The following is a 23,374-nucleotide window of genomic DNA, read 5'->3' as shown; positions in this document are numbered from 1 at the left end:
GGCATAACGCACGATGCAGGTCGATTTATGCCTTTCATTCACCGCGAAAAGAAAGCAGCTCCTTTATCTGGACGAAAGACGTCTATGCTTGCTCTACTTGGACAATAGGAGGATTCGCCTTAATGGATGCTGAACAAACGGTAGTTACGGTTGATATATATGGAGTTCAATATAAATTAAAAGGTCATTCCAATGTGGAATATATGAAGAGAGTTGCAACAGCGATAGACGAGAGCATGAAGAAGCTGGCAAAAGGTTATCCACGCCTCGATATGCCAAAGCTTGCGGTGCTCTCCGCGGTTCAAATTACGGAGGAAGTGTTCCGGCTTCGTCGTGATAACGTTCGGCTTCTGGAGGAGGAAGCGAAGCTGAATCTGCTCATTAGAGAGCTGGAGCAGATCAGCGAGCAGGCCGAGGCGCTGAAGGCGGAGCTTGCAGAGACGAAGCGCATGGCAAGCGAGCAGCTGCAGCAAGCGAAGGACGCGGCGGAGGCCGAGCTGGCCGAAATGCTGGCGCTGGCAACGGAGCAGGCTGCCGCGGAGAAAGCCGCTGCCGCCGAGGCGATGGAGCAGCAGGAGGCTGCCCTTGCATTTCTGACACAAGAGCATGCGGAACAGCTGGCCGAGCTGCGGACGAAGAAGGACGAGCAGCTGGCCCAGATCCAGTCTAAAAAGGATTCCGAGCTGCATGAGCTAAAACGGACGCTGGAGGCGCAGCTGTCAGAGTTGCGAAGCACGAAGGATGCGGAGCTTGCGAGGCAGAAAAGCCATCTTCAGCTGGAGCTTGCCGCATTGCAAAGCCAGAAGGAGACGGAGTTAGCAGAGCTGCAAAGTCAGAAAGAGTCGGAACTCTCAGAGCTGCAAACCATGAAGGAATTAGAGCTAGAGGAGCTTCAAGGTCAGCGAGAAGCTGAGCTTGCTGCGCTGAAAAGGGTAACGGAAGCTGAAATTTATGAGCTGAGGGAAGCGAAAGCAAGCTTGCAGCAGGAGCTTGAGCTGGAGAAGGACATCCAGCTTTCAGAGCTTGAAAGCAGGAAGGATAATGAGCTGAGGGTGCTGCGTGAGGAAAAAGACGAGCAGCTAAGTACGTTGACAACAGCGCATGAAGCAGCGCTGCACGCGGCAATCGGCGAGAAGGAGCAGCTGCTCGCCGAGCTTGCGGAGGGCTGGCAATCCAAGTGGGATGAGCGGGAGTTAAGCTGGCTTGCTCATGCGGAATCATCGCAATTGGAGCTGGCACGTCTCAGCGAGGAGCGGGAGCAGGCTTGGAAAGCTGAAGCAGCAAAAGCGGAGCAGGCATTCCGCGCAGACCTGGAGCGCCGCAGAAACGGCTGGCTGGAGGAGCGAAGCAGGCTGCAGACGCAGATTGCAGAGCTCCAGCAAGGTTGGACGGCAGACAAGGATACGCTCGGAGCGCGCATATCGGAGGCAGAGGAGCAGCTCGTTCAGGCGATGGAGCAGGAAGAAGCGTCCCGAACCTCATACGCGGAGCTGGAGATCCGATTAGGTGATAAAGAAACCGAATTGCAGCTTATTCAAAGCGAGTTTGCAGAGAATGCCTTGCAGGTTGAAGAACTGCGCGAAAGCCTTACTGGGGCGGCTGCTCAGATCCAAGAGCTTGAACAGAAGCTTGTCCATGAACGCAGCCATGTCTCGGCTGCGGATAAGCGGGCCTCGGACTTGCAGCAGCGTCTGAAGGATGCTCTGGAGCGCGAGCAGCAGCAAGGACAAGAGCTGGCGCAGCTCGAAGAACTGCAAAAACGGCTTGAGGAGCAAGTGCTGCAGCTGCAGCTTGAGCTTGAGGAGAAGGCGCTTGGCGAGCAGGTGCAAAGGGAAGAACAGCGAACTCTGCTGCGCACCGAGCTTGAGAATCAGCGCGACCAGCTGCAAGCAGAGCATGAACACCAGCTTGCTGGGGTGGAGGAAGAGAAGCGCGAGCAGGCAAGAACGCTGCGCTTGGAACACGAGGAGCAGCTTAGAATCGTCGAGGCAGAAAATGATGAGCTGTTCAAGCAGCTGTCCGCGGAGAACAGCGAGCGTTATGATCAGCTTGCTGCAGAGCGCGACGCTCGCCTTGCCTCAATGGCAGAAGAGCATGAAACGAAGCAGAATCAGCTTGTTAATCGCTACGAGGAGCAGTTGCTGGAGCAAGAAATGCAAAACGAGGAACAGCGCAAACAGCTAACTCTTGCATTTGAAAGTCAGCTTCTGCAGAAGGATGCCGATCATGCCGAGCAAGGCAGCAAGCTGGCCCAACAGCTGGAAGAACAGCTTCTGGAGCAAGCGATGCAGCACGAGGAGCAGGTTAAGCTGCTTGCTCGCGAGCATGACGAGCAGTTGAGGCAGAAGAGCGCTGAGTTTGAAGATCAGAATAAGCAGCTTGCCAATCAATATGAAGAGCAGCTTCTGGAGCAAGTGATGCAGCAAGAGGAGCAGGTTAAGCAGCTTGCTCGCGAGCATGAGGAGCAGCTAGGGCAGAAAAGTGCCGAGCTTGAAGGCCAGTACAAGCAGCTTGCCAATCAATATGAAGACCAGCTTCTGGAGCAAACGATGCAGCAAGAGGAGCAGGTTAAACAGCTTGCTCGCGAGCATGAGGAGCAGCTAGGGCAGAAGAGTGCCGAGTTCGCAGGTAAGCAAAAGGAGCTTGCCAATCAATATGAAGAGCAGCTTCTGGAGCAAGCAATGCAGCACGAGGAACATGTTAAACAGCTTATTCGCGAGCATGAGGAGCAGAACAAGCAGCTGGCTGACGAGTACGAGCAGAAGGCCAAAGCTTACGCAGCACAGCAGTCAGCCCGCTCCGAGCAGCTGGTTGACCAATATGAGGAACGATACATTGCCCTTGCTGCTAAGCAGGAAGAAGAGCGGGCCTTGCTGGTACAAGAGCAGCAGGATCGCATTGTTCAAATGGAGTCTGAGCATGACGAGCATCTTAAGCAGTTGGCAGCAAACCAAGAGGAGCTTCTTCTGCAGCAGCAGCATGATTACGAGAGAATGCTTCAGAAGCTGCAGGCGCAGTTGGACCAAATTGAGCAAATCGCAGCTTCCGCAGCCCATGTGGAGCAATCGATGAAAACGGAGTTGGAGCAGCTGCAGCTTAGAGAGCAGGAACTTACCGAGCAGCTTGAGTGGACGGCTGCCAGAGAGCGGATTGCTGCACAGCAGCTTGAAGCAGCTTCGGCCCGCGAACGTGAGCTTAGCAGCCAATTGCAAGATCAGCAGCAATTCGCGGAGCTGGCTGCAGCTGAAGCGGACCGGCTTGCGCGCGAGAAGCTATCGCGTGAAGCGGAGGAGAAAGCCATGCGTGAGCGGCTTGAGCTGGCCATGCAAGAGGCTGCAGCAGCCACTGAGCTCAAAGAGGAGCTAAGCGAGCATGCCCTGAAGCTTGCCAGAGAGCGTGAAGCGGCAGCCAGCGCACTGGAGTCACTCTCCTTTGAACGGGATGAAGCAACCCGCTCTGCTGAGAAGCTCGCAGAAGATCATGCCGACTTGCAGGAGCAGCACCATAAGCTGAAAAACGAGTATTCGAAGCTGCAGACGGAATATAATGAGTGGATTGAGCTCATTGAGCATAGCTAGCTGCCCGAGTAAGTAACGTTGCATTGCAACCGGGCTATCTTAAAAGGCATTTTTGGAGCTTTCAGTTTCCATTTGTTAATCTATATACGGTTAAAAAACCTTCAGCACCACTTTTATAGTGGTGCTGAAGGTTTTTTGCGCATGTTATGGGATTGGACGACTCGGGGTTACCTTCTGGGACAACTCCTCCATGAATCAAGAAAAGCTCCATTAACCATATGAAACGATTGTGCCTGTTGGTCCGCCAACTGGCAAGCTCGCTAACCGAATCAGGTCAGGCGTTACGATGGCGGGATCTTTGCCTGTCGCATGCATTTCTGAGCGCAGCGTCCCTGGATTATAGAGGTTGGCTAGAATACCGTGCTCATGCTCCTCGCCTGCGAGCGTGCGCGTCAAAGATTCTAATCCAGCCTTGGCTGCGCTGTAAGCGGCATAGCCGCCAGCGCCGCTCCATGATAGTCCCGAGGTTATATTGATAATGCGCCCGTATTTTGCTTTGCGCATAGCTGGCAGTGCGGCTTTCGTCAACAAAAAGGGACCCGTTAGGTTTGTCGCGATTTGGTTTTGCCATTCTTCGGAGGTAAGCTCGAGCACAGTGCCGGATTCAAATACTGCAGCGTTGTTCAGCAGAATATCGATGCGTCCGAAATGTTCGATGACAGCTGCGATGGTATCCTGAACTTGCTGCTCCTCCGCAACATCCGTTTGCAAAATGAGCGCTTCCTTCTGAGACTTCGCCTTAACGAGTGCTGCCGTCTCTTCTAATTTGGATAAGCGCCTTCCCAACAATACGACCTCCGCGCCCGCGGCTGCAAAAGAAATCGATGCAGCGCGCCCCAGCCCGCTTCCAGCTCCGCTAATGATGGCGACTCGATTGTGTAGGTTGCCCATCACCATTCCTCCATTCGCTGTTCATTTGTGAATATCTTATCAGAGGTGAAGCTGCAGGGAAAGAGCAATCATGACCTTAATGTGAGGCATTGCTCGAATCTAAAATTATTGCACCAAAAGGTAAAAACAAAGTGTACTCTTTGCAATTGTATAATAAGCATGGGACAAATATGAAAGCGGTTTCAAATTGACGGGAGAAAGGGTGCGGAAGAATGAATCAAACGATTCAACGAAAATGGGGAAAAAAGATGTTGTCGATGGTGCTTGCCGGAGTCCTCGTGACCAGTGTGTCAGCAAATGCCGGAACACCTGTCTATGCGGCGGAGAACATTGTTTTTAAAACACAAGTCGGAGGGGTCTTCAACGGGATGCCGTTGTTTGACGGCAATCCGGAACACTTGGACGCTTATGTGGATACTTATTTCGATTATACGGGCCTGGAGGGTCCGGCGGTCTATGTGACAGGCTCACGCAATCATTACACGCTCACCCAAGGAGCCAATGCCGGAAAAGTTATTCCTGGTGCATTGGCTGCTGCGGATAACGTTCAAGGCGTATCAACCGACTTTCCTGCACTGGTCGGAATGGGACAAACCTGGAATAAGGAGCTGCTTGCGGATATTGGCAAGGTGATGGGAAATGAAAAAATCAGTTTGCTCAAGGTAAAACAAGGTGAGTCGAATATTCATGGCGGCGCCAATGCATCTGCGACTGTTGCCTTTACGGTCGTCAGCGATATGCGGATCAACCCATTGAGTGGGCGATTTGATGAAGGCTACTCCGAGGATCCGTATATGGCAGGGACACTTATCGACGAGATGGCATCTGGACTAAGCGGTATTGACCAGCCAGCCAGCGAAGACGGCTTCTGGATGCGTGCAGCTGTCGGCACTAAACATTATTCGGTATATAATGCGCAGTGGTTCCGCGAGAGTGCGAACAACAGCGCTGGGGCAAGAGCTATGTTCGAGTACCAGACGCGCAGTCCGCTCAAAGGGTTGGAATCTGGCGCAATTGCGGGCGTTATGACATCATTTGGACGTACGAACGGTATTCCTAATATACTTTCGCCGCTACAGCTTCATGCAAATGATTTCTCCAAATACGGGGCTTACAGCTCGCCTGACTTTAATGGCGACGCTCATGTTTCGAGCTCCGGCAACCTTAGCAACGGCTATGATGCCAACTATGCTGTTGATCGCACGCATGCGACTGTACTTATGGCGCTCGCTGAAGCGAATGCCGGCCGTCCGTCAGGGACGACGCCTGCGGATGTTCCTGATCTTGTTGCGCTCGTGAACAAGGGCGAGTACGGCATAACTGCCGATGATCTGATCAAGGCTGCAAGATCGCATGTGAACCAAATGGTGCGTGTGGGCATTTTTAACGAGGTGGATGAGAACGGTATTCCGAAGTTTTATCCATTTGCCCAAGATGCTAAGGACGTGCGTACGGCTGCGGCTGCAACCTATAGCTTGCCGGAGCATCAGGAAGTTGCGCTCCAAGCAGCACAAGAAAGCATTGTTTTGCTCAAAAATGACGGCGTGCTGCCGCTCGCGAAAAATAAAAATGCGGCCATCTCCGGTGTTTACGCGGATGCCAGATTCAAAACGACTTATTCGGTAGGCACGACGCCTACGCTTCCGCAATCGGGAATCTCGCCGCTGCTGGCGATCATTAATGCGAATGGCGCGAACCACGTCTCGTATGATCCAGCAGGCAAAGTCATAGCTCTTACAGCTATGGGCACTAATCAGACGGTTACGGCGAATGTATACGACCCGGCTGTTATTGCAAGCGGAGCTCAGCTTATTACGACGGCTGATCCGGTGAATCCAGCTGATACAGCCCAATTGTTCGAGGTATTCGATTGGGGTCAGGAAGGGTCCAGCTTGCTCTCGCTCAAAAACAATCGCTGGGTGACATCTCCGACTGCAAACAATGCGGTTGTAGGCAATACGGATGCTACAAGATTGAACCTGACTGATAATGACTGGGATCTTGCGGCGATGCTTGGCAATACGAGTGCGATTCCGCCAAGGCTTCGCATAGAAAATAACGCGGACCAGACGATCTCCCTTGTAGCGAACGGATACAGAAGCGGCTTCTCCGGCGACTTCACGAACTGGTATTACTCGAATGGCCGTTTCGTTACGGCAGGCGCGGATGCTAAGCTGAAGGCAGCGTCAGCGGTACTGGGCAACGCTGCGAACGCAGCGGTTCGCAGCGCAGACGTGAAATTCAAGGAAACCATAGTGAAGGAAGTTGGCGAAGATACGGTTGCACGTGCAGCGATTGACGATTATGCTGTCGTATTCGTCGGCGCAGTTCCGCGTCATAGCGCGGGCGAAGGCAATGATCGCTCGAGCCTGTACATGGGCGATGCCGATTATGAGCTGGTTGATAAGGTATCGGCTGCTTTCGCGGCAAAAGGCAAAAAGTCAATTGTTGTTGTTAAAAGCAGCTTCCCTGTAGGCGTGGAAGAAATTCAAAACAATCCGAATGTTGCGGCTATCGTATACCAGCCTTATGGCGGCCAATATGATTCGCAAGCGCTGGCCCAAGTATTATACGGCGACTATGCGCCAACAGGCCGTTTAACCTCTTCCTGGTATGCCGATATGTCAGCATTCCCGGCCATTAATAAATATGTCGTTCCAGAAGGCAATAAAACCGCTTCGCTTGCAACGATTGATCCGCGGTTTACGCTTGACATGACGAATGCTGACCCAATCGAGTCCAAGCTTACCTATATGTACACAGATGCGCAGGTTACGTATCCATTTGGATTCGGTCTTTCTTACAGTTCGTTCTCATACAGCGATTTCGCTGCTCCTGTGAGCGCAAATGGAGATGACACGTTTACCGTTTCCGTTAAAGTGAAAAACGAAGGCAGCGTGGATACTTCTGAAGTCGTGCAGCTTTATATTAAAAACAAGCAATCCGCCTATGGCGATGCTGCTCCCAAGCAGCAGCTTGTCGGCTTTGAGAAAGTTCATTTGGCTGCCGGAGAGAGCCGTACCGTTACTTTGACGGTTGACGCAAGCGACTTTGGCATTTGGGATGTGAACCAAAATAGCTTCGTTGTAGAAAAAGGCGCTTATTCATTGCTGGTAGGGTCTTCCTCCCAAGATATCCACGGCGAGAAGACGATTCAAATCAATGGCGACGATGTGGCAACTCTGAAGGTTTATGAGCCGTTTAATGTGTTTGACCATTCATTTGTCACGAATGAGGTCATCTATCACGAGGTGTCCAAAGAGCGTACGGCACAAAACCTGAAAGCGAAAAATGTCGTAGGCGGCTATTATGCGGTTAGATCCAAACAAAATGGCTCATACGTTGCCATTCCTAATGTAGATATGACAGGTGCATTGCGTGTGAGCGCATCCGTTGCATCCGATGCTGCAGGCGGGATTATCACTTTGCATGCGGACTCGCCAAGCAGCGCGCCGATCGCTATGATTGAGGTTCCGACCACACAGCCTCGATCCTACACGATTGCAAATGCAGCGGTTCCGGTAACGGAGCTTGGTTATGTTGACGTTCATTCAGATTTGAGCAACACAAGCTTGAAAGGCGAGCATCATTTGTATGTTGTATTCAAATCGGCTGACCTACGTATCGACAGCTTGGCATTCGAGAGCGAAGCCGCTGTGAGCACAGCCAGCCAGCTCACAGCAGGACAAGTAAATCCGATTATTGTAATTAAAAGCGACAGCGCTCCGTTTGCGAATGAGGCTTCAAACATCGATAACTGGAGCTTTGACCCAGCATTAAGCGGACTTACGCTGGCTTCGGTTCAAGTAAATGAATCAGGCACGGAAGCAGCGCTTCAGCTCAATGGCACAGCGAAAGCTGCTTCGATCAGCATCCTTGCAAAAGCGGCTGCGTTTAACGGCAATGTGACGGACAGCAACAAGCTGACGCTTGCGATTGAAGCGGCTCCAACAAATGGCGGAGGAGGCGCCCCGGTCACTTCGACGCCTGCCGTGCAGGTTACGCCCGCGAGCGCCGCGGATATAGCGAAAGTGAACAATGTTAAAGCAGACGGCGTTACGGTAGCTTCAGCGCCGGTAAGCATCAAAGTCAATCAACTGAGCGGTTCCTATGCAACAGCGACCGTTACGGTAGAGAAAGAAGCCGGCAAAAAGGTGACGGCGCTCGCTTTGGTTGCGGATGACGGTACGCTGACACCGGTGCCTGGCAAGCTGACGACGGATGCGAGCGGGAAGACCGTTATTAAAGCGCTCGTTTCTAAGAGCGGCACATATGTAGCCATTTCTTCGGAACGCGAGTTCACCGACGTGGCTGCAAGTGCTTGGTACGCCAGTGAAATCGCGAAGGCGAATAGCCTGCTGCTGATCAATGGCGTGACGACTTCGACGATGCAACCGAGCGCTCCTACCACGAAAGCGCAAACGCTAATGGTTGCGCTGAACGTGCTCGGCATAGCTCCAATTACAAGCACTTCCGATACGAAATGGTATGATGCGGTTGTGAGAGCGGCGGGCCAGCTTAAGCTGGTAGATTATTCAACTCTGGCATCCGATACGCCCATGTCGCGCGAAGGAATGGCTGCTGTGCTTGCTAATGCCCTTAAGCATGCAGGCGTTGACATTGCGCTGAGCGATGCAGAGGTCAGCAAGCTGCTCCAAAGCTATAAGGACGCATCAAGCATTTCCAAAGAGAACCGTAGCGCAATGGCTATTGCTATCAAATACGGCATTTTCAAAGGGACGCCTGCGCAGCAATTGCTGCCTGCAAGCACCATTACCCGTGCGGAGCTTGCTGCTGTTGCCCTCCGTACACAAGGCACTATCGTGAATTTGATCCCGTAATTTTGTAAAGAGAAAACAGCCTGCTCCTCATTTGAGGGCAGGCTGTTTTTGCTGCAAATATAAGACTTTATATGTTTCAAGCGATAAAGTAGTCTTCTGTTTCTAGGAGAAACGGACACCTTTCTCTTGCAGAGGACAGTGAAGCCGTTTCTTCTTGACGTATAGGAGAGGATATGAGTTTGCTCATCCCTTCTCTATTCGTTTCGCCGAAACCATGCCGTCTATAGAAAAAACGGCTTCAGCCGTTTACACTTGATGATCAGCTTTTTCTGAATTCCTCGGGTGTCGCGCCAGTGATTTTTTTGAATACCCGGAAGAAGTATTTCGGATTGTCGAAGCCAAGCTGCTTGGCTACTTTATAAACCTTGTCATCGGAGTTTTTAAGCAGCGTTTTTGCATGCTCGATCCGAAGCTGGTTAATATAATCGGTGAAATTATGCGTTGTTTTTTCTTTGAACAAGAAACTGAGATAGCTTGGATTGAGATAAAAGAGCGATGATATTTTTTCAAGGGTTAGATCCTTCGTAAAATTTTTGTGGATGTAGGTTTTAATATTGTCGATCACATTCTCTGATGCATAGACGGAGCTTTCCTTCAAGAGGTCGGCGGTGCTCATCAAGACTGTGAGCAAATACTCGCGGATGGAATCCAGGTCAAAGGAGATGTTCAGCACGGATTCCAGGCTTGAAGAGGGGGAGCCGTCGGCATGCGTCTGCAAGTAAACGGACAGCATCTTTTTGACCTCTTGTATCATATCCCTGCTTTGCTCCTTCAGCTGGGCGAGAGAGACGGCAGGCTGACGGATATAAAAGGCGAAAAAGTCGAGGACGAGCTCCTTAACTTTTAGGCTCTTGCCCGACTCCACCAGAAATAACAGCTCATGGGTTCTTTCCCAAAGCATAACGTCAGGCCATTCGCCTTGCTTTTCGTACATGTAGCAGCGGCCGAAATCGGCAATCGACCGCTGATCAAGCGCGGTGATGGTTTCGTGATGGGCTTGTCGAAGCATGCTGATATCGTGGAATACATTGCTGATGCCCACGCAGCCCTCGCTGCCTTTTCTCACGCTTACGGCGCTAATGAGCTGCTCTGCTGTCCGTTTGGCGTAGGCAAGCTTTTCCGAATCGGGCTGCTCGGCTGGTAACGGAATAAGGATAAAAGCCAGCTTGTCGCTTTGGGAATGGGGAATATACACATATTCCGGCTGCAGCTCATCGATATGCTGCGCATTCGAATCAGGCGCATATACGGTAAGCAGAATAAAAGCAGATGCTGTTAGAGCCTCCTTCAAGCGAGCGGATTGAAAGGCGGGCAGCTTATCCCTTTGGTGAATGCCGATAATAAGATTAAGCAGGGATTGAATGTCGGAATGGTAGCTGATCTGCTCATTCTCTGCGGTCTTCAGCACAACCTCCTGCTTGACGCTCTGCTCCTTCTCAAGAGCCTCGATCGCTTGCTCCAGCGTGCGGTGGATCTCTTCGCGGCTAAACGGCTTAAGCAAGTAGCTGACGACCTTAGCTGAGATCGCCTCCTTCATGTAATCAAAGTCCGAATGTCCGCTAATCACGATCATTTTTTTGTCGGGGTAGAGCTGATGGACGGTTTTCATCAACGACTTTCCATCCATCTCGGGCATGCGCATATCCGTAAATATAATATCGGGGTTCTGGCTGCCGATTAGCTCCAAAGCATCTGCGCCGTTATCGGCTTCACCAGCGAAGGCTAGCGGCTCGCCATAGGATTGTATTTTTTTGAGCAGCCCCTTCCGAATCAAGGGCTCATCGTCTACGATAATGAATGAGTACATGCTGTTGTCACCTCTTCTCCCAATTAGACGGAACGGCAATCATGACGGTGGTGCCCATGTTTTTCTCGCTAGTGACGGTCAGGCCGTTCTCCAAGCCATAATAAAGCGCAAGCCTGGAATGTACGTTTTTGATGCCGATGCTTTGCCTTGACCGTTGTCCGATTGCAGAGAATTCAGCAGGCTGGGATAACAGTAATCTAAGCTCTGAAACTTGTTCGTGCGACATGCCGACTCCGTCATCGCAAATTTCGAAGTAGATTATTTCTTCGCGCTGATAGCCTTTAATGGTGATGCTGCCTTTGCCGCGTTTGTTTTCTAAACCGTGGTAAATGGCGTTTTCAACGAGCGGCTGCAGAAGAAGCTTCAGCATGTTGACCTGCAAGATCTGCTCGTCAATTTGTTTGTTGAACGTGATTTTATCGCCGTATCGAATTTGCTGAATCGCCATGTAGTTGTCTACATGCTGAATCTCCTCAGCAGCAGCTACTAGCTCGCTATCGGTTTTGATGCTGTACCTGAACATATCGCCCAGCGCTTTCGTCATGACAACGATGCTTTCCACCTCTTCGATCTCGGCGATGCTGTTAATGGACTCTAGCGTGTTGTATAGGAAATGCGAGTTGATTTGAGCTTCAAGCGCTTTCATTTGCGAGTCCATTGTGAGGATCCTGTTTTGGTAGCTCTCGCGAATATGCGTATCAATATCTTTCATCATTTTGTCGAATTCATGGTAGAGTATGCCGATTTCGTCCACTCTTTTGTTGTCTGCTTTGATCGTGACGATACGTTCTGCTTTGTTCCTGCGCATAACCTTCGTCAGCTGTATGATCGGCTTGGTAATTAAATTGGACAAGAAGAAGGAAAGGAGCAGGAAGATAACGGCACAGGAAACCGAAACGTAAATAATAAGCTTCTGCGAAATGCCGTATTCTTCATAGACCTTGGCGACAGAAATGTTGGCGATAACCTTCCAGTTGTTGCTCGGAATCGTTTGGATAACCGTTAAGCTCGTTGCATCGTTGAACTGCTGCTTGGTGCCCTCCATCGCAAGCGTTTTGCTCAGCAGCTCTTCGGGCAGATCTTCACCAGCGAGACTGTTGGTGCCGTCAAACAATATTTTCCCTTTTTCATTCGCCAAGTAAATATTGGAGATGCTTGGAGCGGGATTTCGGTTCACCCCGGCAAATATGTTCATGCTGCAATCCAGCATGAATACGCCAAGAAACTCATTGGAATTGGGATCATAAAGCGCTCTTGAAAAGCCGATGGAAGGCTTCGCATTAATGATGTAGGGCTTTGTTTCAACCTCGCCGATGAACAGATCACCTTTGCTTGCAATGGTCTGCTTGTACCAATCGTCAGCGAAAGGAACGTAATCGACCATGAGATCTGTTCCGTTGCCGTAGCTAATAAATTTGCCATCCGGCATAAATAGATAAATGCCATTAATGTAATTATAACCCAACAAAATATTCTCGAAAATAAGCTTCAGCTTGGCTCGGGTAATAAATATTTCGTATTGGTTATTCGTGTTGCGAAGCTTTCTGAGCTCATCGCTAACGGTAGTGTAAGCGGTTGCGGTTGAGGACTGCTGCTGCACCGTAATCGAGATTCGATTAATATTTTGCAATATATCCTCAATGCTTTTCACCGAGTTGTTGATCGTTGTTGAAGCGACAAGCGAGGTCTGTTCATTGACAAGCTTGGTATAGCTGCGATAGGAGCTTACGCTAACCACAATAATGGGCACAATGGATACTAGGACCAGCACGAGAAACAGCTTGGTTTTAATATTAAAAAAGAGCATACACGTATCCTCCTCGTTTGTCTAATCTAAAAATAGTGCACCAAATGAGCCAAAGCATTTATACTGTTTCTCACATTATTATAAAAGTGTGCTCAAGGCAATAGCGTTTCATGAAAAGCAGGAGAGAGCCAGCCTGCGACACAAACAATGAAAACAGGGGGAATTGTACAATGAAATCGGTTAAAACAATGGGACTCGCAATTCTAGTATTTTGTTTCGTTCTACTCAGTGCCTGCGGTTCAAATAACGGAGCTTCGAATGCGACGAATACGCCGGCCGCGACGGATAGCGCAAACGATTCGGGAAATAAAGAGGATGAAGCAGCTTCAACCGAGCCGATTACGCTGACCATGATGTTGTCCGGCAATAAAGCATCGGAAGGCGAGGATTTTGAATTAGAGACGCTTCCGCGCCTCGTGAAAGAGAAGTTTCCGAACATTACGTTAGAAGTGCAGAAGCTTCCGGATGATCAATACAACACTTCCGTTCGCACGAAGCTCGCAGCGGGGCAAGGGCCGGATATTTTCTTGGTTTTCCCTAAAAATGCAGCCGGCGGCGTTATTGATTTCGCGAAAGCAGGCTTCACAGCCGACTTGTCCGATCTGACATTCTGGGACAACATCGGAACGGGTGCGAAAGATGATATGTCATATGAAGGCAAGCCTTATGCCGTAGCAAAAGGCTTGGATTACCTAGGCGTTTACTATAACAAGGAAATGCTGGAGAAAGTCGGCGTAACCGAATTTCCGAAGGATTGGGCTTCCTTCCTTGAAGCTTGCCAGAAGCTGAAGGATGCGGGCATTACACCAATCGTGCTTGGCGATAAAGATCCTTGGGTGATTCAATTCGGCATGTATCCGATTGCGGCGAACGTGGTTTACCCGGATGAGATGGACTTTGACGTAAAGGTGCAAAACGGCGAGAAATCGCTGAACGATCCGAAATGGGTAAAAACGATCTCGATGTATAAAGAGCTTTATGACAAAGGCTATGTCGTGAAAAACTCGCTTGGAGTAGGCAGCGCGCAGGCTTCCCAATTGTTCATTGACGGTAAGGCAGCGATGACCTTCACGGGTACTTGGGATTATGCTTCCATGACGTCGAAGGGCGCTGCTGAATTTACCCGCGGATTCGATTCGCTTCCAGGCAACGAAGCAGGCAAGCCAACTTTTGTCTCTGCGGCAACAGCTGCTGGCTACGGCATCAATGCCAAATCGAAAAACCTGGACGCTGCAAAAGAAATTTTGAACTATCTGTTTGACGGAGAATCGGATTTGTTCAAAGCATTCGTTGCCGCCAACAGTTCGATCAGCGTCTATAAAGACGTACCGCTTATCAATGAGCTGTTCAAAACGGTCAATGATAACTATCAAACGAACGGCAACTCGGTATACTTCAGTAACCAAATGTGGCCAGCGGGCGTTTCCGATGTGATGCAATCGAAGTTTGCTGAAATTATCGGCGGTCAAAAAGCGACGCCGGAAGATGTGGCGAAGGCGATGGATGAGAAGTTCCAAGAGCTTTGGAAAAACAAATAATCTTTTGATTAAAGGGTAGCAGCAGCGGGGGGAAGACAGCCGTCTTCCCCGCCGGTATGAGGTTAGCTGGAGAGGATGGAGCAACATGAATTCGATTGTTATGAAAAAAACGATGTACTTTTTTGCAATACCGGCCCTCATTTTTTACCTGATTTTTTGGATTTTTCCGATTCTAAGATTGTTTCAATACAGCATTACGGACTACAACGGTTTTTCACAGGCGTACAACTACATCGGTCTGGATAATTATAAGGCTCTCTTTAATGGAGATACACTCGGTATTTCCGTCAAAAACACGTTGATTTATACGCTCGTTACAGTCGTGCTTGGCAATATTATCGGCCTTGCGCTTGCGCTTCTCCTAAATATGAAAATTAGAGGGAAAGGGATTTACCGCTCCTTGGCTTATATTCCGACGTTGTTCAGCGCAATTGTAGTCGGATTCATTTGGAGCTACGTATATATGCCGGATTACGGCATGATCTCGTCCTTCCTAGATAAATTCGGCATCAACGACGACAATCTGAATTTTCTAGGCAGCTATTCCTCCGCATTATATGCTATTATTTTCGTGGAAATTTGGAAAAACATAGGAACAACGATGATTATTTTCCTAGCAGGCCTGCAAACGGTACCGAATGATCTGCTTGAAGCGGGGAAAATGGATGGCTGCGGCCCGTGGCGCCTATTGAAGCATGTAAAGCTGCCGCTGCTCGCGACTGCGATCACGATTAATATAACATTAAGTCTGATCAACGGCTTGAAGGCATTCGACTTCCCGTTCATTATGACAAACGGCGGCCCTGGCACATCTACCAATACGTTGATTTATTCCATTTATAAGATGGCCTTTACGGAGCAGCTATTTGGCAAGGCATCGGCGCTAGGCGTTATTTCCTTTGCCCTGATTATCGTACTGACGGCCGCTTTCGTTATCCGCATGAACAAACGGGAGGTGTCGGCATGACCATCGGTTCCTTGACCAAAAAGACGCTCGTGCAGCTTTCGGTTATTATCGTCATGGCTGTTAATTTAATACCGCTTATCATTGCGCTGTCGACTTCACTGCGCGATCCGAATAACAATGCCAATCCGCTTCAATTATTCAGTGAAATATCCTTTGCAAGCTACCGGACAGCATTTGAGAGAATGCATTTTTCGCAAGCGCTTATGAACAGCATTATCCTCACTGGCATATCGGTCATATTTGTCGTGCTGCTGGCGGCTATGGCTGCGTATCCAATGGCGCGTCTCCAATCCAAATGGAGCAAGTTCCTGTATCTATTTTTCCTATCGGGCTTAGTCGTGCCTTCCCAAATGGTGCTGATCCCGATCGTGCAGATGATTAACTCGCTTCATATTCCGACTTCGCAATATACGCCGATTCTGATGTTTATCACATGCAGTCTCCCGTTCTCAACGTTTCTGTACACAGGGTTCATTAGAAGCGGCGTGCCTGAGGAGGTTGAAGAGGCTGCCCATATCGATGGGGCGGGGTTGTTCCGCAGGTTCTGGCTTGTCGTATTCCCGTTGCTCCTACCGGTAACGGTGTCGGTCATCATTACGCAAGGCGTATGGATATGGAATGACTACTTCTTTAATATGATCTTCATTTCCAGAGCTGCCGATTCTCCGCTGCCCTTGGCTATGCTCGGCTTTTTGGGGGATCAGCAAAATCCGACGCAGTGGAATGTGCTGTTCGCGGCTTGCTTCCTTTGTGCGCTGCCGCTGCTCGTAGCCTTTCTATTCCTGCAAAAGTATTTTGTCGGCGGCATGACGGTTGGAGCTGTTAAGGGCTAGTGCGAAAGAAAGTGTGAACCGATTACAATCTGAAGGATGGAAAGAGCAAGGGCTGTGCGGCTGATCCATGAGATCTGCGGCACAGCCCTTGTTTTCATTCGTTTTTAATTACTCAACAACCAGCGTAGCTTTCATTTCTCTGTGACCAGTACCGCATGGTACCGTACAGATCATCTCGTAGCTGCCCGGCTCGCTTATGTTGACGGCAACGGATTTGCCGTTTGCAATCTGATAGTCGGTTTTTTGGATTTGCAGGCCGTGCAGGCCGCTAACGGAGTCCAATTTAAGATTGACCGTTTCACCGGCTTTGATCTTATATTCCTTCTGGTCGAACTTCCAGTTGGATGCGGTCACGACTAGATCGGACGCCGAACCGCTGTCTGCGGCGGTTGTGTTCGCTTCCTTGTTGTCTTCTTTGGCGGAATTTGCTCCACAAGCCGCGAGGACGAATACAAGGCAAAGCGCGCTTGCAAATAATAACCATTTTTTCATGACTGAGTTTCCCCCTTCTATTCCCGGCATTTGCTGCAAGGCCGAGTTATCTCTATTGTAGCCTAAATTCCAGGCCATGCAGACATGACCATATGGCAAACTTTTGAATAAGCTGTGAATGTATGATGAAATTCGGTGCAGCTCCAAGTCGCAAAAAGCAGCCCTTGAACGCTTTGAAAGGCGATCAAGGGCTTTTTGTGCATGGAAGCTGATTCATTAATCGCGATTGCGTCTGCCTGCTTCATACGGTGTGCTCACCGGGATGAACAAATCGATGATACCGATGACAAGGGCAGCCAATATTGCGCCGAGCAGCGTGACGCTAACACCGCCTACGATAAATTGTGCGATCCAAATGACGGCTGCACTGGCGATAAAGCCGACGATGCCGCGGCCGAAGGGGGTAACCCTTTTGCCAAATATCCCTTCAATAACCCAGCCAAGAGCAGCGATAACAAGAGCAAGAAAAAAGGCGCTCCAGAAACCGCCTACGCTAAATTGGGGAACGATAAAACCAACCAGCATTAACACCAGCGCGGCCACGATAAACCGGATGACATGTCCTAAAAAAGTCATTGCGCAAACCTCCTTTTATTGTGCGAAAAAATCTCAATCAAGCTGGATCTTTTCGCCGTTTGTAGCGAAAGCTGCATTGTAAGAAAGCTCGTTCATTACTATTGTGACCAAATGCTCATCAATTATGTATGAAACAAAGGCTCAGATCGTGCATCGCAGCCGTGGTTCGGCTATAATAGAAAGGCGAGAGGAGTGTTATTTGTTGGACACCAAAATTTTGACGACACTTGAATATCCCAAAATCATACATAGATTGTCACAGCATGCGGCAACATCCCTCGGGAAAACGATAGCGGAAGCGCTACAGCCGCTGTCGGACCTGGAAGCGGTCAAAGCAACGCTGCAGCTAACGGACGAAGCTTATGCGGCTGACCGCTTGAAGGGCAGCGCACCGTTCGGAGGCGTGGTTGACATTACTGCGCCGCTTCATCGAGCCCGCATCGGGGGTACGCTTAACCCCGAAGAGCTGCTTAACATCGCGGCTACCTCCAGAGGCGGACGCCGCGTAAAGAAGCATGTCGGCTTGCTTCATGAGGATCATCCGATACCGATGCTGCAGCAAATCGCAGACCAAATCAGTGAGCATAAGCAGCTTGAGGATGCGATATTCGATTGCATTGACGATCAAGCAGAGGTCATGGACAGCGCAAGCGCTGAGCTGGCATCCATCAGGCGCGAGCTGAGAAACGGCGAATCACGCATCCGCGAGAAAATGGATCAAATGGTTCGCTCGTCCTCCGTCCAAAAGATGCTGCAGGACGCCATTGTCACGCTGCGAAACGATCGGTACGTGATTCCCGTAAAACAAGAGTACCGCTCTCACTTCGGCGGCATTGTGCATGACCAATCCGGATCCGGTGCAACGCTGTTCATTGAACCGGAAGCAATCGTTGCCATGAACAATAAGCTGCGTGAGCTAAAGGCAGGCGAACTGCGTGAAATCGAAAAAATATTGCAAAAGCTTACCGCCCTTGCTTCGGATTACGTGGAGGATTTGATCTTTAATTTGGATCTGCTGGGACGTATCGACTTTGCTTATGCGAAGGCTCGACTTGCCCATGGCATGAAAGCGACGCAGCCGCGTATGAATGACAGAGGATTTCTTAAGCTCAAACGCGGCCGCCATCCGTTGATCGCTTCTGAGCTTGTCGTACCTATTGATGTTGAGCTCGGCAATCAATACACGGCTATTATCGTAACGGGGCCGAATACGGGAGGCAAGACGGTCTCCTTGAAAACGATTGGCTTGCTTAGCTTAATGGCAATGTCCGGATTATTCGTTCCGGCGGAGGACGGAAGCCAGCTTTGCGTATTCGATGCCATCTATGCCGATATTGGCGATGAGCAAAGCATTGAACAGAGCTTAAGCACATTCTCAAGCCATCTGAAGAACATTATCCGCATTCTGGGCACGATGACCTCGAAGAGCCTTGTGCTGCTTGATGAGCTTGGAGCGGGTACCGATCCTGCTGAAGGCTCAGCCCTTGCGATCGCGATTCTCGAGCATGTGCATGCCATGGAAAGCCGTATCGTAGCAACAACGCATTACAGCGAGCTGAAGGCATACGCATATAACCGCAAGGGAGTCATTAATGCAAGCATGGAATTCGATGTCGCTACGCTTAGTCCTACTTACCGCCTGCTTGTCGGGGTGCCGGGACGAAGCAATGCGTTCGCAATTGCGGAGCGGCTCGGGCTTCCCCGAACGATTATCGAGCATGCAAGAGGCGAGGTAAGCGAAGAGGATCAACGGGTTGAGAACATGATCGCATCACTTGAAGAGAATCGCTTGGGAGCTGAAACCGAGCGCCAAACGGCAGAATCTTTGCGCCGCGAGATGGAGACGCTTCGTGCGCGCCATGAAGCAGATCGCGAACGGTTCGAGGAGCAGAAGGAAAAGCTACTGCTGAAAGCGCAGGAGGAAGCGCGTGAGGCTGTTATGAAGGCGAAGCGTGAAGCAGAGCAGATTATTGCCGATTTGCGCAAGCTTGCAATGGAAGAAGGAGCTTCGGTTAAGGAGCATAAGCTGATCGAAGCGCGCCGTAAGCTGGATGAAGCAGCACCGGAGCTGCAGAAATCCAAACGCGGCGGTACCAAAACCGCAGCGAAGGCTGCCAAGATTGAAGCAGGAGACGAAGTAACGGTGTACAGTCTGAATCAGAAGGGGACGGTCGTGGAAATCCACGGATCGGATGCAACTGTTCAGTTGGGCATTATGAAAATGAAGGTAGCGCTTGACGATCTGGAGCTCTTGAAGGCATCGTCTTCCACGAAAACGCAGCAGCCGAAGCAAGCTGCCAGCCTAAAGCGCTCCAAAGAAGAGAATTTCAAAATGGAGCTGGATTTGCGGGGCGAGAACCTGGAAGAAGCGATTCTAGAGGTAGACCGCTTCTTGGATGAGGCTTTCTTGTCGGGGCTCGCACAGGTTGCCATCATTCATGGCAAAGGCACGGGAGTGCTCCGTACCGGCATTCAGCAATATTTGCGCAGGCACAGCCATGTCAAAAGCTTCAGGCTCGGCAACTATGGCGAAGGCGGCGTTGGCGTGACGGTTGCGGAATTGAAATAGCCCGCAGCCGTCAGGTGCCCAAGATCGCCTGATATGGAGGAACAGGGAATGAGTAATGAAGTCGATAATCTGCTAAGCAATCCTTACGCAGCCTCGCTCGTTTATGTGTCAGTGACTGTCTTGTCCCTTATCGTCTTTTTATCTTGTTTTGAGCTTGTGACCAGATACAAATGCTGGAGCGAAATCAAGAAGGGCAATGTATCCGTTGCGATGGCGACAAGCGGGAAAATATTTGGCATATGCAATATTTTCAGGTTCTCCATTGAATCGAATGATTCGGTTTATCAAAGCCTCATCTGGGGAGCTTTCGGGTTCGTTATTCTGATGGCCGCTTATTTCTTATTCGAGTTTCTAACGCCTGTTTTCCGAATTGATGATGAAATCGCCCGCGATAATCGCGCGGTGGGACTTATTGCGATGATCATCTCGGTATCGCTATCCTATGTCATCGGAGCAACGGTCATTTTATAATCCGGAGGAAATCATTTTGAATGTATTATGGAAAATATTAATCGTCGTCGCTATTTTGTTTTTTGCATTTGGCGTCGTCTATCTAATGAACAATTAAAGGGGAAGACAAACAATGGAAGAGCATTTGATTTGCCCATGGTGTTTGACAGAAATCGTATGGGATGAGGAAATCGGTCCCGAATCTCATTGTCCTCATTGTGACAATGAGTTAAGCGCCTACCGGACGATAGAGCTTGGCTATGACGAGGATGAGGTAGAAGCTGACGAGCATGAAAGAGCAGTCCAAGCGTTGAAAATTAACGATACGCACCGAGCTGCGAAGCAAAACGGCTCTGATATGGACCAAGAAGAGTGGGATGAAGATGAGCAGGAGAATGATTCCGATGATCCTGGCCATAAACGCTGGCTGCAAGAGGATGATGGTTACCGCAGTGCCGATACGGCTCGGTTTGCCGTAGAGGAAACCGTACAGCGGGTGCTCGACGATCAAGACGAGGTGCCAGAATGTCCGGTTTGCCGCTCCTATATGATTGAGGCTGGCGTACAGCTCGTAGGCGAGCAGCAATTCGAGGCAAGAATCGCTCCTTCGCTTGGCGGACCAGTGCTTACGACTCCGTTCAAGCTTGCATTATATGTCTGCCCTGCCTGTTACCACACGTCCACATTGCTTAGTCAAAGCGACAGGGAGCAAATGCTGAAACGGCTAACGCCAAACGAGTAGCTGCGACTGGATAAATTGGTCGGGCATGGCTTGCGCGGAAAGAGGGAATCTTACAAAACGTAATTCGGAAACGCGAAGGGAAGGACATGGCTAACAGGTCCTTCCCTTTTGGCAGGAGGAATCGTTTTGGCCAAAACCTTAGACAAACAAGCTGTTTTATTGCTCGTGGTTCAGGCGCTGTACGGCGTTGCGAATGCCCTGTCAGGGACGTTTGTTCCTGTGTACTTATGGAAAGCAAGCCAGTCCTATTCTTTAATCGGTTGGTTCACCATGGGCCAATATGTAATGAGTGGATTAACCTTTTGGGTCGCGGGCAAATGGGTGAAAGAGCATAACAAAATGAACAGCCTGCGTGCAGGCATCGTATTATCAGGCGTTTTTTATTGCACCGTTCTGCTGCTTGGCACGCAAGCAAAGCTTTATTATGTGCCGCTGGGACTTCTGAACGGTATGGCGCTCGGTTTTTTTTGGATCGCATTCAATGTGGTTTATTTCGAGGTGACCGATCCCGATAACCGCGATCGGTACAATGGTTGGGCCGGATTACTCGGCTCGGCGGCAGGTATCGTAGCACCTTGGGTGTCAGGCTTGCTCATTACTTCCATGCAAGGTGAGAAAGGGTATAGACTCATTTTCACGATCTCCCTCGTCATATTCGCAATTAGCGTCGTGTTGAGCTTTTGGCTTAAGAAGCGGCATGCGGAAGGTAGCTACAGCTGGCTGCACGGCTGGCGACAGCTCAGACAGAAAGGAAATCCTTGGCGGCGAATGTTTCCTGCGATTGCGGCGCAGGGCGTACGCGAGGGTGTTTTTATGTTTCTTGTGGGTCTTACCGTATATGTAGCTACCCAAAACGAGAGCAAGCTCGGCACGTTTTCGCTGATTACTTCACTTGTCGCGCTTGTCAGCTTCTGGTTAGTCGGAAAGAGGCTTAATCAGAACAATCGCAAACGGGCCATGCTTCTGGGAGCCGTAATGATCGGAATCGTCATTTTGCCGCTGTTCTGGAAAGTAACCTATGGCACGCTGCTGATGTTCGGTATCGGAACGTCGCTTTTTATGCCGTTTTATATTATTCCGATGACCTCGCGAGTTTTCGATCTGATCGGGCAATCCGAAGAGAGTGCACGGGAGCGGGAAGAATTTATCGTGCTGCGCGAAGCGGGGCTTGTACTCGGAAGAGTCATTGGTTTATCATCCTATTTGATCGTATTGCCGCTTAATCATTCGACAACCGCAATAACATGGCTTCTGTTCGCGGTCGGGGTAGTTCCGATTGCGGGCTGGTGGTTTATGAAGCCGTTCTTGAAGGAGCAAAGCGCTTAACATAAGTGGAGAAGAGGACTTACAATGCCTAGAATCGTGAATGACATTACGCAATTGATTGGAAATACGCCGGTCGTAAGGCTTGGACGCCTGCCGGAAGAGGGAAGCGCCGAAGTCTATGTTAAGCTGGAGCGATTTAATCCGAGCGGAAGCGTCAAGGATCGTGCCGCCCTGTCTCTCATCAATGATGCGGAGCAAAGGGGATTAATCAATCCAGGTGATACCATTATTGAGCCAACAAGCGGCAATACTGGCATTGGACTCGCTATGAACGCAGCAGCCAGAGGCTACAAAATGATTCTAGTCATGCCGGATAATATGACTGCGGAGCGGATTAAGCTGCTGCAGGCATACGGAGCGGAGGTCGTGCTCACCCCCGCCGCAGAAAGAATGCCTGGCGCTATTCGCAAAGCGGAAGAGCTGCAAGCAGACCGTCCTGGCAGCTATATCCCGAATCAATTCGAGAACCAAGCGAACCCGCATATTCATCGGTTAACGACAGCCGTTGAAATTGTGGAGCAAATGGATGGCCAGCTTGATGCGTTTGTTGCAACGGCAGGCACTGGGGGGACGATAACCGGCACAGGAGAAGCGCTCAGGGAGGCGATGCCGAATCTCTATGTGGCGGTTGTGGAGCCTCAGGGGTCTCCTGTATTATCAGGCGGTGTTCCGGGACCGCATAAGCTGGTAGGAACAAGTCCCGGATTTGTGCCGGCCATTCTTAATACTTCGGTATATGATGAAATTATTCAAGTGTCCGATGATCATGCACTAACGACAATGCGGGACCTTGCTACAAGAGAAGGCCTCCTGCTAGGTCCTTCCTCCGGTGCATCCGTATGGGCAGCCATGCAGATCGCAAAGCGCCTTGGTGCCGGAAAACGCGTGCTCTGCATTGCGCCGGATACGGGAGAGCGATACATGAGCATGGATATCTTTTGATTTAGTCAAGGACCG

15 protein-coding genes are annotated in these 23,374 nt (G+C 50.1%); 10 read left to right on the top strand and 5 right to left on the bottom strand.

Annotated elements, in window-relative coordinates; translation table 11 throughout:
* Positions 1-122: 122 nt before the first annotated feature.
* Entirely contained in the window at positions 123-3,578 is a 3,456-nt protein-coding gene (locus AB4Z29_RS01080) for a hypothetical protein (RefSeq protein ID WP_441941320.1), read from the top strand.
* Positions 3,579-3,788: 210 nt separating this feature from the next.
* Here AB4Z29_RS01080 and AB4Z29_RS01075 read toward each other — a convergent pair whose 3' ends face one another.
* Complete coding sequence (locus AB4Z29_RS01075) at positions 3,789-4,469, bottom strand: SDR family NAD(P)-dependent oxidoreductase (RefSeq protein WP_441941319.1); 681 nt, start codon at positions 4,467-4,469, stop codon at positions 3,789-3,791.
* 212 nt (positions 4,470-4,681) lie between these two features.
* Here AB4Z29_RS01075 and AB4Z29_RS01070 point away from each other — a divergent pair, with 212 nt between their 5' ends.
* Positions 4,682-9,310 (top strand): glycoside hydrolase family 3 C-terminal domain-containing protein, encoded by a 4,629-nt coding sequence (locus tag AB4Z29_RS01070; protein WP_441941318.1) that lies wholly within the window; start codon positions 4,682-4,684, stop codon positions 9,308-9,310.
* 259 nt (positions 9,311-9,569) lie between these two features.
* Here the strand turns inward: AB4Z29_RS01070 and AB4Z29_RS01065 are convergent, their stop codons facing one another.
* Positions 9,570-11,117 (bottom strand): response regulator, encoded by a 1,548-nt coding sequence (locus AB4Z29_RS01065; protein ID WP_441941317.1) that lies wholly within the window; start codon positions 11,115-11,117, stop codon positions 9,570-9,572.
* Between the two features lie 7 nt (positions 11,118-11,124).
* Complete coding sequence (locus AB4Z29_RS01060; RefSeq protein WP_441941316.1) at positions 11,125-12,924, bottom strand: sensor histidine kinase; 1,800 nt, start codon at positions 12,922-12,924, stop codon at positions 11,125-11,127.
* A gap of 170 nt (positions 12,925-13,094) precedes the next feature.
* Between AB4Z29_RS01060 and AB4Z29_RS01055 the strand changes: the two genes are divergently transcribed.
* From AB4Z29_RS01055 to AB4Z29_RS01045, 3 genes are all read left to right on the top strand, one after another.
* Positions 13,095-14,462, top strand: a complete 1,368-nt coding sequence (locus AB4Z29_RS01055; protein WP_441941315.1) for an ABC transporter substrate-binding protein — start codon at positions 13,095-13,097, stop codon at positions 14,460-14,462.
* Positions 14,463-14,547: 85 nt separating this feature from the next.
* Positions 14,548-15,429: a carbohydrate ABC transporter permease gene (locus AB4Z29_RS01050; protein ID WP_441941314.1), complete on the top strand. Its 882-nt coding sequence runs from the start codon at positions 14,548-14,550 to the stop codon at positions 15,427-15,429.
* Positions 15,426-16,262 (top strand): carbohydrate ABC transporter permease, encoded by an 837-nt coding sequence (locus AB4Z29_RS01045; RefSeq protein WP_441941313.1) that lies wholly within the window; start codon positions 15,426-15,428, stop codon positions 16,260-16,262. Before AB4Z29_RS01050 ends, AB4Z29_RS01045 begins: the two co-directional genes overlap by 4 nt.
* Before the next feature lie 108 nt (positions 16,263-16,370).
* On the opposite strand, the gene AB4Z29_RS01040 is transcribed toward AB4Z29_RS01045, so the two are convergent.
* Both AB4Z29_RS01040 and AB4Z29_RS01035 read right to left on the bottom strand, forming a co-directional pair.
* On the bottom strand, positions 16,371-16,754 hold the full coding sequence (locus AB4Z29_RS01040) for a cytochrome C oxidase subunit II (protein ID WP_441941312.1): 384 nt from the start codon (positions 16,752-16,754) through the stop codon (positions 16,371-16,373).
* Between the two features lie 216 nt (positions 16,755-16,970).
* Positions 16,971-17,330 (bottom strand): phage holin family protein, encoded by a 360-nt coding sequence (locus AB4Z29_RS01035; RefSeq protein ID WP_441941311.1) that lies wholly within the window; start codon positions 17,328-17,330, stop codon positions 16,971-16,973.
* A gap of 202 nt (positions 17,331-17,532) precedes the next feature.
* On the opposite strand from AB4Z29_RS01035, the gene AB4Z29_RS01030 reads away from it, so the two are divergent.
* The 5 genes from AB4Z29_RS01030 (at position 17,533) to cysK (ending at position 23,359) form a co-directional block, all read left to right on the top strand.
* Entirely contained in the window at positions 17,533-19,899 is a 2,367-nt protein-coding gene (locus tag AB4Z29_RS01030; RefSeq protein WP_441941310.1) for an endonuclease MutS2, read from the top strand.
* Positions 19,900-19,947: 48 nt separating this feature from the next.
* Complete coding sequence (locus AB4Z29_RS01025) at positions 19,948-20,370, top strand: DUF350 domain-containing protein (protein ID WP_441941309.1); 423 nt, start codon at positions 19,948-19,950, stop codon at positions 20,368-20,370.
* 112 nt (positions 20,371-20,482) lie between these two features.
* Positions 20,483-21,091, top strand: a complete 609-nt coding sequence (locus tag AB4Z29_RS01020; RefSeq protein WP_441941308.1) for a hypothetical protein — start codon at positions 20,483-20,485, stop codon at positions 21,089-21,091.
* 126 nt (positions 21,092-21,217) lie between these two features.
* Positions 21,218-22,417, top strand: a complete 1,200-nt coding sequence (locus tag AB4Z29_RS01015; protein WP_441941307.1) for an MFS transporter — start codon at positions 21,218-21,220, stop codon at positions 22,415-22,417.
* Positions 22,418-22,441: 24 nt separating this feature from the next.
* Positions 22,442-23,359 carry a cysteine synthase A gene (cysK, locus tag AB4Z29_RS01010; protein ID WP_441941306.1) on the top strand — a complete coding sequence of 306 codons (918 nt, stop codon included), beginning with the start codon at positions 22,442-22,444 and terminating at the stop codon, positions 23,357-23,359.
* Positions 23,360-23,374 lie beyond the last annotated feature (15 nt).

The sequence above is a fragment of the Paenibacillus sp. 2TAB23 genome (assembly GCF_052115165.1).
Lineage (GTDB): Bacteria > Bacillota > Bacilli > Paenibacillales > Paenibacillaceae > Pristimantibacillus.
Note: the sequence above shows the minus strand (reverse complement) of the source record. Positions and strands in the feature narration are given on the sequence as shown.

Coding starts and splice junctions, on each gene's coding strand:
- AB4Z29_RS01080 (WP_441941320.1), top strand. CDS start 123: ATGGATGCTGAACAAACGGTAGTTACGGTTGATATATATGGAGTTCAA.
- AB4Z29_RS01075 (WP_441941319.1), bottom strand. CDS start 4,469: ATGGGCAACCTACACAATCGAGTCGCCATCATTAGCGGAGCTGGAAGC.
- AB4Z29_RS01070 (WP_441941318.1), top strand. CDS start 4,682: ATGAATCAAACGATTCAACGAAAATGGGGAAAAAAGATGTTGTCGATG.
- AB4Z29_RS01065 (WP_441941317.1), bottom strand. CDS start 11,117: ATGTACTCATTCATTATCGTAGACGATGAGCCCTTGATTCGGAAGGGG.
- AB4Z29_RS01060 (WP_441941316.1), bottom strand. CDS start 12,924: ATGCTCTTTTTTAATATTAAAACCAAGCTGTTTCTCGTGCTGGTCCTA.
- AB4Z29_RS01055 (WP_441941315.1), top strand. CDS start 13,095: ATGAAATCGGTTAAAACAATGGGACTCGCAATTCTAGTATTTTGTTTC.
- AB4Z29_RS01050 (WP_441941314.1), top strand. CDS start 14,548: ATGAATTCGATTGTTATGAAAAAAACGATGTACTTTTTTGCAATACCG.
- AB4Z29_RS01045 (WP_441941313.1), top strand. CDS start 15,426: ATGACCATCGGTTCCTTGACCAAAAAGACGCTCGTGCAGCTTTCGGTT.
- AB4Z29_RS01040 (WP_441941312.1), bottom strand. CDS start 16,754: ATGAAAAAATGGTTATTATTTGCAAGCGCGCTTTGCCTTGTATTCGTC.
- AB4Z29_RS01035 (WP_441941311.1), bottom strand. CDS start 17,330: ATGACTTTTTTAGGACATGTCATCCGGTTTATCGTGGCCGCGCTGGTG.
- AB4Z29_RS01025 (WP_441941309.1), top strand. CDS start 19,948: ATGAGTAATGAAGTCGATAATCTGCTAAGCAATCCTTACGCAGCCTCG.
- AB4Z29_RS01020 (WP_441941308.1), top strand. CDS start 20,483: ATGGAAGAGCATTTGATTTGCCCATGGTGTTTGACAGAAATCGTATGG.
- cysK (WP_441941306.1), top strand. CDS start 22,442: ATGCCTAGAATCGTGAATGACATTACGCAATTGATTGGAAATACGCCG.